Source organism: Brevibacillus panacihumi (assembly GCF_003710985.1).
Lineage (GTDB): Bacteria > Bacillota > Bacilli > Brevibacillales > Brevibacillaceae > Brevibacillus > Brevibacillus panacihumi.
The window spans coordinates 84,606-95,339 of sequence record NZ_RHHT01000051.1; the positions used below are offsets into that span (position 1 = coordinate 84,606).

The 10,734-nt window shown below is 51.5% G+C and carries 11 protein-coding genes; all 11 read left to right on the forward strand.

Annotated features, from left to right (window positions below):
* Nucleotides 1-20 precede the first annotated feature (20 nt).
* The 11 genes from EDM58_RS20245 (at nucleotide 21) to spoIIR (ending at nucleotide 10,553) form a co-directional block, all read left to right on the forward strand.
* A complete protein-coding gene (locus EDM58_RS20245; RefSeq protein ID WP_122914927.1) occupies nucleotides 21-1,304 on the forward strand; it encodes a UDP-N-acetylglucosamine 1-carboxyvinyltransferase in 1,284 nt (427 codons plus the stop codon).
* A 27-nt stretch (nucleotides 1,305-1,331) separates the two neighbouring features.
* On the forward strand, nucleotides 1,332-2,294 hold the full coding sequence (gene glpX, locus EDM58_RS20250) for a class II fructose-bisphosphatase (protein ID WP_122914928.1): 963 nt from the start codon (nucleotides 1,332-1,334) through the stop codon (nucleotides 2,292-2,294).
* Between the two features lie 52 nt (nucleotides 2,295-2,346).
* Nucleotides 2,347-3,624: a transcription termination factor Rho gene (rho, locus tag EDM58_RS20255; RefSeq protein ID WP_023555171.1), complete on the forward strand. Its 1,278-nt coding sequence runs from the start codon at nucleotides 2,347-2,349 to the stop codon at nucleotides 3,622-3,624.
* A 67-nt stretch (nucleotides 3,625-3,691) separates the two neighbouring features.
* Entirely contained in the window at nucleotides 3,692-4,591 is a 900-nt protein-coding gene (locus EDM58_RS20260) for a peptidoglycan DD-metalloendopeptidase family protein (RefSeq protein WP_122914929.1), read from the forward strand.
* A gap of 73 nt (nucleotides 4,592-4,664) precedes the next feature.
* Complete coding sequence (locus EDM58_RS20265) at nucleotides 4,665-5,930, forward strand: radical SAM family protein (protein WP_122914930.1); 1,266 nt, start codon at nucleotides 4,665-4,667, stop codon at nucleotides 5,928-5,930.
* A gap of 103 nt (nucleotides 5,931-6,033) precedes the next feature.
* Nucleotides 6,034-6,234, forward strand: a complete 201-nt coding sequence (rpmE, locus tag EDM58_RS20270) for a 50S ribosomal protein L31 (RefSeq protein ID WP_023555174.1) — start codon at nucleotides 6,034-6,036, stop codon at nucleotides 6,232-6,234.
* Nucleotides 6,235-6,420: 186 nt separating this feature from the next.
* Nucleotides 6,421-6,990 carry a thymidine kinase gene (locus EDM58_RS20275; protein WP_122914931.1) on the forward strand — a complete coding sequence of 190 codons (570 nt, stop codon included), beginning with the start codon at nucleotides 6,421-6,423 and terminating at the stop codon, nucleotides 6,988-6,990.
* A gap of 81 nt (nucleotides 6,991-7,071) precedes the next feature.
* A complete protein-coding gene (locus EDM58_RS20280) occupies nucleotides 7,072-7,545 on the forward strand; it encodes a sporulation protein (protein WP_122914932.1) in 474 nt (157 codons plus the stop codon).
* Nucleotides 7,546-7,719: 174 nt separating this feature from the next.
* Nucleotides 7,720-8,796, forward strand: a complete 1,077-nt coding sequence (gene prfA / locus EDM58_RS20285) for a peptide chain release factor 1 (protein ID WP_023555177.1) — start codon at nucleotides 7,720-7,722, stop codon at nucleotides 8,794-8,796.
* The gene (gene prmC, locus EDM58_RS20290; protein WP_023555178.1) at nucleotides 8,780-9,670 is read left to right on the forward strand and encodes a peptide chain release factor N(5)-glutamine methyltransferase; all 891 of its coding nucleotides are present in this window, start codon (nucleotides 8,780-8,782) and stop codon (nucleotides 9,668-9,670) included. Before prfA ends, prmC begins: the two co-directional genes overlap by 17 nt.
* 127 nt (nucleotides 9,671-9,797) lie before the next feature.
* Entirely contained in the window at nucleotides 9,798-10,553 is a 756-nt protein-coding gene (gene spoIIR / locus EDM58_RS20295) for a stage II sporulation protein R (RefSeq protein ID WP_122914933.1), read from the forward strand.
* Nucleotides 10,554-10,734 lie beyond the last annotated feature (181 nt).

Genomic DNA, 10,734 nt, shown 5'->3' on the forward strand with positions numbered 1-10,734 from the left:
AAGCCAGAGGAGAGCAAAGCATGGATAAGCTAATCATCAACGGTGGGAAACCACTTGCGGGGACAGTTACCATCAGCGGAGCTAAAAACAGTGCAGTTGCTTTGATTCCTGCCGCATTGCTGGCTGATGGGCCTGTCGTCATTGAGAATCTTCCCCGAATCCAGGATGTAGATATTTATCATGAGCTCCTGAAAGAAATGGGAGCGGATGTGTTGTTTGAAGAAGATTGGATGGAAATCGATGGTCGTGACATGAGGCTGATGCTGATGCCCAACGGACGGATCAAAAAGCTGCGAGCTTCCTACTATTTGTGGGGAGCGTTGCTGGCGAAGTTCGGTGAGGCTCAGGTAGGTTTGCCGGGTGGCTGTGACCTGGGACCGCGTCCGATCGATTTGCATATCAAAGGCTTCGAAGCCATGGGCGCAGAAGTGGAAAACAAAAACGGAGTCATGACGATCAGAGCTCGCGACGGCAAGCTTCGCGGAGCTCGCATTTACCTCGACCTGGTAAGTGTCGGAGCGACCATCAACATCATGCTCGCTGCTGCCAAGGCAGACGGTGTGACGGTGATTGAGAACGCCGCAAGAGAACCGGAGATCGTCGATGTCGCTACGTTGCTCAACAACATGGGTGCCAACATCAAGGGGGCAGGCACCGATGTGATCCGCATTCGCGGGGTAGAGCGCCTGCGCGGGTGCCGCCATACGATCATCCCGGATCGGATCGAGGCTGGCACGTACATGATTGCAGCAGCGGCGACCAATGGCAATGTCATGGTGGAAAACGTGATTCCCAAGCATTTGGAGTCCGTCACGGCGAAGCTGCGTGAGATCGGGGTGGAGGTGACAGAGATGGACGACGCCATTCAAGTGATTGGCAAGGAATCCTACCGCTCCATCGACGTCAAAACAAGTCCTTATCCGGGCTTCCCTACTGATCTGCAGCAGCCGATCACGACCTTGCTGACCTTGGCCAAGGGCTCCAGCATAGTGACGGATAATATCTACAGTTCTCGTTTCCGCCATGTAGACGAGCTGCGCCGGATGGGAGCGTCTCTAAAGGTAGAGGGCCGTTCGGCCGTGATAGAGGGCGGCAGCCGGTTGAATGGAGCCAAAGTAGTCGCATCCGATCTTCGCGCAGGGGCCGCGCTGTTTATTGCAGGGCTGGCTACTTCGGGAACGACCGAACTGGAAGGATTGGAACATATCGATCGCGGGTATGAAAATCTCGTAGGCAAATTGCAGGCATTGGGAGCAGAAGTTCAGCGGATTGGCTTGCAGCGGTCCGAAAATCATCAACGTTAGCCTATCACCAAGGAGGAGTCTTCCAGAATGGAACGGAGCTTAACACTTGAATTGGTACGTGTGACAGAGGCAGCGGCATTGGCGTCTGCTCGTTGGATGGGTCTTGGCAAAAAGGACGAGGCAGACGATGCGGCTACAACGGCCATGCGCAAGGAGTTTGAGAATGTCCCGATGGACGGAGTCGTCGTGATCGGGGAAGGCGAAATGGACGAAGCGCCGATGCTCTACATCGGAGAACGCCTGGGGCAAGGTGTATCACCTGCTGTTGACGTCGCGGTAGATCCCTTGGAAGGAACCAATATTCTTGCCAAAGGGACGTGGGGCGCTATCTCCGTGATCGCCATCGCTGACCGTGGCAATCTGCTCCACGCGCCTGATATGTACATGGAAAAAATGGCAGTTGGTCCGAAGGCGGTAGGCAAAGTGGATATCAACGCGCCGATTCGCGACAACCTGAAGGCAGTCGCCCAGGCGCAGGGAAAAGATATCAGCGACCTCGTGGCAATTGTGCTGGACCGTGATCGCCATCAAAAAATTATCCATGAGATTCGTGAAGCAGGTGCGCGCATTCGCTTGATCTCGGACGGGGATGTAGCGGCCGCGATCAATACGGCTTTCCCCGATACGGGTGTGGATATTCTGTTCGGCTCTGGCGGTGCTCCTGAAGGTGTTCTCGCTGCTGTCGCACTCAAATGCCTCGGGGGAGAGATTCAAGGGAAGCTTTTGCCGCAATCTGCTGAAGAGCTTGAACGCTGCAAGCAAATGGGCCTCGTGAATCCGCATCAGGTCTTGTTTATGGACGATTTGGTCAAAGGCGACGACGCCATTTTTGCCGCTACCGGCGTGACAGATGGTGAACTGCTGAAGGGAGTTCGCTTCCAGGGAATGAGAGCGACTACCCAATCCGTTGTCATGCGGGCAAAAACAGGTACGATTCGTTTTATCGAGGGAACCCATCGTTTGGAGCGCAAACCGACACTGGTATTGTAATGGCCCGTTCGGACGAGAATAAGTTGAAGAGTATATAAAGAGTGGTGGATGTATGTTACTTTCTGAATTAGAAGAGAAGAAACTGACGGATCTGTACAAACTGGCAAAGGAATATCATATTCCGTACTATTCGCAGCTGAAGAAAAAGGAATTGATATTTGCGATTCTTCGCGCCAGAGCGGAGAAAGACGGGCTGATGTTTATGCAGGGGGTGTTGGAAATCCTGCCGGAGGGATATGGATTTCTGCGTCCCATCAATTATCTCCCGAGCTCCGAGGATATTTATATTTCTCAATCCCAGATCCGCCGCTTTGATCTGCGCATGGGGGATGTCGTCTCCGGAAAAGCCAGGCCTCCGAAGGAAAACGAACGGTATTTTGGGCTTTTGCAAGTAGAAGCTGTAAACGGAGAAGACCCTGAGACGGCAGCGGAACGACTTCATTTCCCCGCGTTGACACCGCTCTACCCGCAAAACAAGCTTGTTCTGGAGACAGCGCCGGAACGCATTTCCACTCGCTTGATGGATCTTATCGCCCCTGTCGGACTTGGTCAGCGTGGATTGATCGTGGCTCCGCCCAAAGCGGGGAAAACCATGCTGCTCAAAGAGATTGCCAACAGCATTACGGAAAGCCGCCCCGATATTCATTTATTCGTCTTATTAATTGATGAACGCCCGGAAGAAGTAACCGATATGCAACGATCTGTGAAAGGTGAAGTGGTGGCGTCCACGTTTGATGAGTTGCCTGAAAATCATATCAAGGTGGCGGAATTGGTTCTGGAACGGGCAAAACGCCTTGTAGAGCATAAGAAGGATGTCGTCATCCTGCTGGATTCCATCACCCGATTGGCAAGAGCGTACAACCTCGTCATCCCGCCAAGCGGACGGACATTATCGGGCGGGATCGATCCAGCAGCCTTCCACCGTCCCAAACGCTTCTTTGGGTCGGCCCGCAATATCGAAGAGGGCGGCAGCCTGACTATTTTGGCTACGGCACTGGTAGAGACAGGCTCCCGGATGGATGACGTCATTTATGAGGAATTTAAAGGAACCGGAAATATGGAGCTGCACTTGGATCGAAAGCTTTCCGAACGCCGTATTTTCCCAGCCATCGATATTCGCCGTTCTGGTACACGGCGCGAGGAGCTTCTGCTTTCTAAAGAAGAGCTGGAAAAACTATGGATGATCCGCAAGAATATGAACGAGACGAACGAGTTTGTCGATTCGTTCATTCGGAAGTTGGCGGATACCAAAACCAATGAGGAGTTTGTCCAATCATTGGAGGCCAAGCAGGCCCGCAGCAAAGCCGCAAGCACTACGACGGTGAGTTAATCTCACCGTCATTTTTTTATGCCAATAGGCATACTGTAGGAAGAGTAGCTGCGAAGGAGGAGTGGCAGTGGATTATACACAAACACCCCCTCCCTTGGTGAGCAGGGAGGAAGCCCAAAAAGCTGTAGTCGAGCAAGCTCTTTTTCAAGCCTTTAACCCTTTTGCAGGATTAGCGCAAACCACAGCTTCGCCAAGCAAGATAATGGTTTATTCGGTCCAGAAAGGGGAGACACTCTCCGAGATTGCACATCGCTACGGCCTTAGCTTACATAAACTGGTAGAGGCAAACAAAATTAAAAATCCCAACTTCGTAGGGATCGGCTTGAAGCTCGTCATCAGCAACGACGAAGTACGGCATATGGTCAAACGGGGAGAAACGCTCAATTACATTGCGCAGCGGTATGGCGTAAGCAAGGAGCTTTTGGTTGAGCGAAATCCTTTGTTGAAGTGGCTGTCGGATAATCTGTATGTAGGACAGGTTGTGTATGTCCCGGTGATGGCAAACAAACAGATGCAGGCGAATGAAGTTCAGCAAAAACGAAATACTGCCCAGGCAGCAAGCAGACAGGTGACGGCAAGAGTTCGTGGAGGACTGGAGTGGCCGGTGAAAGAAGCTACCGTGACCAGCGGCTTCGGGGTTCGGTGGGGGAAAGCTCATAAAGGAGTAGACTTGTGGAACCAGGATGAAGCGAAGGCACCGATCTATGCAGCTAAAGGTGGGGTCGTGGTCGAAGCAGGGGCCAATCGCTCCGGTTATGGGCGCATGGTGGTGCTCGATCACGGGGACGGCCTTCAGACCTTTTATGCGCATATGCGCAGCATCATCGTCACTCCCGGTCAGTCAGTAGAAGCCGGGGAGGTCTTGGGGTTCATGGGAAGAACGGGAGATTCGACAGGATACCACCTGCATTTTGAAGTACGCCAGGATGATGTGCCGATCAACCCGCTGCCGTATTTAAGCAGGTAAAACCTTCCCCAATTTACTTTGCATTTTCAATACGATACAATGGGCAAAGCAAAGAAACGAGGAGACTTTTCCCATGTATTTGGTATATGCAGATGAAAAAGGCCATGTATACGACCACCCCGGATTGCTTGCGGTGGCGCGAAATGGTGATATATTGACAGAGATTCTCGAGGAAGAGCTGATTCCGCTGCCAGAAGGTGCGACATTGGTCAGTCTGCCGGATACCGTGCCGATCGGAATGGACCCGGATACAGGTGAAATGGTAAAGCTCGACGGCTGTACGGCGGTGGGGGCGTTGGTTCCACAAGGGATCACCCGCTTGCTGCTGCCTGGTTATGTAAAGAGCAAAAAAGAGAGCAAACTTCCTCTCTTCGGGTATTCGGCAGTCGTTTGGAAAGATGGCAGCTTTTGGGTAGCGGGCAGAGCGAGCGATGACATCTACAAATGGGATCCGCTTAATTTTCCGATGGACGAGCTGCGGCAGCGTGTAGAGAAAACGCTCGAGTTGTTTCCGCAAAACCGCATTCTCCAGCATCTGTCCCACTGCGCGCTGGAATACGAATGCCTGACTGCCTCCAACAACTTTTTCCACCGCTGGGAAGGCAGCCTGCCAGTATCGTATACCTGCAATGCAGGTTGCTACGGCTGTATTTCCGAGCAGCCAGAAGACAGCGGCTTTCCGTCTCCGCAGACCCGGATGAACTTCAAGCCGACAGAGGACGAGCTGGTGGAGGTCATGCTGCACCATCTGCAGACTCCTGAGAGCATCATCAGCTTTGGACAAGGCTGTGAAGGCGAGCCTTCCACGATGGCATCCATCATTGTGCCTGCCATGCGCCGTGTCCGTGAGCAGACAGACATGGGTTTTATCAATATCAATACAAATGCAGGATTGACTGATCACATCAAGGGAATCGTCGATGCTGGTCTCGACCTGATGCGCGTCAGCATTATCAGTGCGATCGATGAGCATTACAATGCCTATTACCGCCCGCGCAACTACACGCTGGAGAATGTAGCCAGATCCGCTGAGTACGCTTCCTCCAAAGGCGTGTACACCTCAATCAATTATCTCTGCTTCCCTGGCGTTTTCGATCGCGAGGAAGAGATGGAAGCGATGATTGACTTTATTCGCCGCACTGGGATCAAGCTGATTCAGTTGCGCAATCTGAACATCGACCCGGAAAGCTACCTGTCGATGATCCCCAAGGCACAGGGAGAAGTCTTCGGCATGAAGCAAGCGATTGAGATCTACCAGGAAGAGCTGCCTGATGTGATCATCGGATCGTTTACGCATATTCCGCCAGAAGAATTGCGCCGCAGGAAAAGCATGGAATAACACGGCAGATTGTTGCAAATCGCCGCTAGGCATGCTAATCTGTAAGGTGTGTTTAATAACTCTGTTTCGGCAAACGATTCAGGGCAAAAAGAGGTGTAGCGAGATGAAACAAGGTATTCATCCAAAGTACAACATTGTAACCGTTACATGTGCGTGCGGTAACGAATTTGAATCCGGTTCCGTGAAGCAAGCGCTGAAAGTGGAGATCTGCTCCAACTGCCACCCATTCTTCACAGGTAAACAAAAATTCGTAGACGCTGGCGGCCGTGTGGACCGTTTCAAACGCAAATACAATCTTTCCTAATCGGAGAGGATTGGAGCAACCAGGTAGAGCGATCTGCCTGGTTTTGTTTTACTATCAGAATATTCAAGTGCGCTAAAGCGCGATAGGAATAGTGGAAGATAGTATAAGCGCAACTAAGGCTACGCCAAAGGCTTGGCGCAGCCAAGTTTTCTAATTACATAGTCTTGGCAAAGGGAGACAGGAGACGTGGCACAATTATACTTTCGCTATGGGGCGATGAATGCTTCCAAATCGATTCAATTGTTGACAGTTGCCCATAATTACGAGCAATCCGGCAAAAAAGTGATGGTCTTCACCCCGGCCGTCGATGATCGCTTCGGGGTCGGCAAAGTCGCTTCTCGCGTGGGCATCAGTCGTGATGCGATTCCCATCAATGAGGAGACGGACCTGTTCCAAATCGTGGCGGTTGAGGAGATCAGACCGGACTGTGTTCTGGTGGACGAAGCGCAGTTTATCGGCAAACACCACGTGACGCAGTTGGTGCAGATCGTAGATGATTTGGGGATTCCTGTGATCGTATACGGCTTGCTGAAAAATTTCAAAAACGAGCTGTTCCCTGGCAGTGCGGCTTTGCTCTGCGAGGCGGATAAGGTCGAGGAAATCAAAACAGTCTGCGTTTATTGCAATAAAAAAGCAACGCATATTTTGAAATTTAAAAATGGAAAACCAGTGTACAGCGGGGAGACCATCGAAATTGCTGGCAATGACACTTACAGCAGTGTTTGTCGCCCGCATTACTACAACCCGCCAGTTTAGATGATAGGCCACCTCTTTTTGCAGGTGCATGTCCGCCCGGGACGCTGCACAGACTAAGGCAAAAAGGAGGTGGCTTTATTCATGACCCGTTATGCCTTTTGGAAACAATCTTTGATGATGGCTGGCTGCTTCGTCCTTGTCGCGGCGCTGACTGGATGTGGAAACTACGGAACGAAAAGCTACGAACAAAATCGCATGCAGACGCATGGGGTAAACCAGACGGGTGATGTCCTACACCGTCCTGCACCTCCCAGAGTGGACCGGGATGATTTGATGGGACGTAATCAGAATCCCAATCTGGTCATCGGACATTCCAACGTCCAGAATAATTATGTCGATATGAGCAACATGGAAATGATGGCGAAGTCCGTACGAGGTGTGGAAAATGCCCGCATCACACTGAATGGCGGAAATGCATATGTTACTCTTGATTTAAAGCACAATATTACAGCCAAAGAGGCGCGGAACATCGAGAAAAAAGTGGTAGCAGCCTTGAAAAAGAAAGTGCCACGCTATGATTTTCACGTAACGTCCAATGAGGAATACCATAAGTGACACGGAGTGAACGCGCAGGCTCGGCTAATGCCGGGCCTATTTCCCCTCCATTGCAGCTGCATTCTGTCATAAAAATCCAAGCTAAATAATGTACTTTGACTTATGCACGTTTTCCTCCTATAATTTATCTGTTACAATTGTATTTCAGTATTCTTTGCGATGGGGTGAAGTACAGTGTTTACGCGCTTATCTGCAGTTGAAGAGCGTTTTGAAGAAGTAACCAATCTCCTGTGTGACCCCGACGTCATCAGCGATACAAAGCGCTTGCGAGAGCTGTCCAAGGAGCAGGCTTCTTTGGAAGAAACCGTGACGGTATACCGTGAATATAAATCAGTAGTGACCGAGATGGAAGACGCCAAGGTCATGCTGGAAGACAAACTAGACGATGAAATGCGTGAGATGGTGAAGCTGGAGATTTCTGAGCTGTCCGCACGCAAGGAACAGCTGGAAAACCGTTTGAAAATCCTGCTGCTGCCCAAAGACCCGAATGATGAGAAAAACGTCATTATGGAAATTCGCGGTGCGGCAGGCGGAGACGAGGCTGCTTTGTTTGCGGCTGTGCTGTTCCGGATGTACACGCGTTTTGCGGAGCGCAACGGCTTCAAGCTGGAAGTGCTTGAGGCAAGTCCGACTGACATCGGAGGCTACAAGGAAATAGTCTTCTCCATCAGCGGACGAGGGGCATACAGCAAGCTGAAATTCGAAAGCGGCGCCCACCGCGTACAGCGCATTCCTGCTACGGAATCTGGCGGACGCATCCACACGTCTACGGCTACCGTACTGGTATTGCCTGAGGCGGAGGACGTGGAAGTGGAAATCCACGAAAAAGATATTCGTATCGATACCTTCTGTTCCAGCGGGGCAGGCGGACAAAGCGTCAACACCACGAAATCGGCTGTGCGTGTGACGCATATCCCAACTGGCATCATGGTGTCATGCCAGGATGAGAAATCCCAGCACTCCAATAAAGACAAGGCTTTGCGCGTCTTGCGTGCCCGTCTGTACGACTTTTACATGCAGCAGCAAAATGCCGAGGCAGATGCAACACGCAAAAGCCTGGTGGGGACTGGCGACCGCAGCGAGCGGATTCGTACCTACAACTATCCGCAAAGCCGTGTGACCGATCACCGGATTGGTTTGACACTGCATCGACTGGAGTCGGTATTGGAAGGCGAACTGGACGAAGTGATCGACAACCTGATCATGCATGAACAGACGGAGCTGCTGAAAAGCCATGCACACACCGCTTGATTGGTCCGATGTCACGACGATACGGGAAGCCCTGACACGGGCTTCTTCCTTTTTGCGAGAACAAGGGGCGAAGGATTCCCTGTTTGAAGCGGAGCTGCTGATTCGCCACAGCCTGGGCTGGGATCGGACGCGCTTTCTCACCTCGATGAACGATTCGATCAATCCGCAGGTGGTTCAGCAATTGGCTGCCTTATGCCAAAGGCGCGCCACTCACGAGCCGCTGCAGTACATGATGGGAACGCAGGAATTTTACGGAAGGCCCTTTGTTGTTCGTCCCGGCGTGTTAATTCCTCGTCCAGAGACCGAGATTCTCGTGGAGCAAGTCTTGCTTCGTGCCTCTGCGCTCTGGGGGGAGGATGAAGCGCTTTTTGCCGCCGATATTGGTACGGGCAGCGGAGCGATCTGCATCACCCTGGCCTGTGAGCGTCCGCAGTGGCAGGTAGCGACAGTGGATCTGTCTTCTGACGCTACAAGGATCGCGAAGGAAAACGCAGATCGGCTGGGAGCCCAGGTTCGCTTTATGCAAGGCGATCTGGTGCAGCCTCTTCTGGAGACAGGAGAGAAGGTCGATATATTGGTATCCAATCCTCCGTACATCCCAAGCTCAGATGTAGAGGAGCTGGATGAGGAGGTTCGTCTTTACGAGCCGCGTCTCGCACTGGATGGAGGACAAGATGGTTTGATTTGTTACCGACGCTTGTGCGAGGCACTGCCTGAGCTGCTTAAGCCCAAAGCGCTCGTCGCTTTTGAAGTAGGGATTCACCAGGCAGGAGATGTGGCTGAAATGCTGCACCAATCGGGCGTGATAGATGAGGTAGATATTGTCTGCGATTTAGCAGGTATTGAACGGGTCGTGCTGGGAACGAGAAAGTAAGCCTGGTACGACTCGTTTTTGTGGCGCTTGGAATTGTAGAAACATTCGGGCATTCATGTATAAACTGATCCTTCCTTGCCGATACTGTTTGCTAAAGAGAGAGAACGGTAAAGGGAGACGGTTAGCGATGAAAAAAGTATTTTTGCTAGGCTTTAGCCTGTTTCTGTTGATGATGAGCTGGGAGGGACAGCTTACCTCGGCCAATGTACTGGATAATGGGCCGATTCCCCAAGAATCGATTCGTTTGCGAATTATTGCCAATAGTGACTCTGTTCAGGACCAATGGCTGAAGCGGGAAGTGCGGGATGCCTTGATCGAACAGATGAATAGCTGGACTGATCAGATCCAAACGTATGAAGAAGCACAGCAGTTCATCCCGGAACACTTGCCGCAGCTGCAGCAAGTCGTGGATCAGACGATTCGGGAACGTGGATTCTCGTATCACGCTGTGGTCGATTTCGGAGAGGTTCCCTTCCCGACGAAAATGTACGGCACCTATGTATATCCGGCTGGCGACTATCAGGCTTTGCGCGTCCGGATCGGGGAAGCCCAAGGGCAAAACTGGTGGTGTGTGTTGTTCCCGCCCCTCTGTTTTATCGACATGACGAATGCTGATGCAGCTGCTGCCGAATTGCCGACAGAGAAGCCGACACCGGAGAAGCGTAGCACCACCCTCACTTCCTATCGCGACAATTGGATGAACGAGCGCCTGTATGCACCGGAAAGAGAAGAGGCGGATGACGAGAATACAGAACCGTTATCTGAGGAAAAAGAGGAACAAAAGGAAGTCGCCGTCGAATCTGCTGAAGTACTTCCTGAAGCTCAGCCAGAAGTGCAAGTGAAGTTCTTCCTGTGGGAGAAGCTGGAGAAGTTATTCATGTAATCTATATGATTGAATGAAAGAAAAGGAAGTCCGAAGAACTGGACTTCCTTTTTTCTATGAAAACTTCACTGAGCAGCTTCCAAAATGCCAGGGGGTAAACGGAAAGCTGGTCGAGGAAAAAGGGAAAAAAGCGAAGGGATTTGGGGTCTTGACCCAGTCGTAACGGAAAAGGCGGAACACG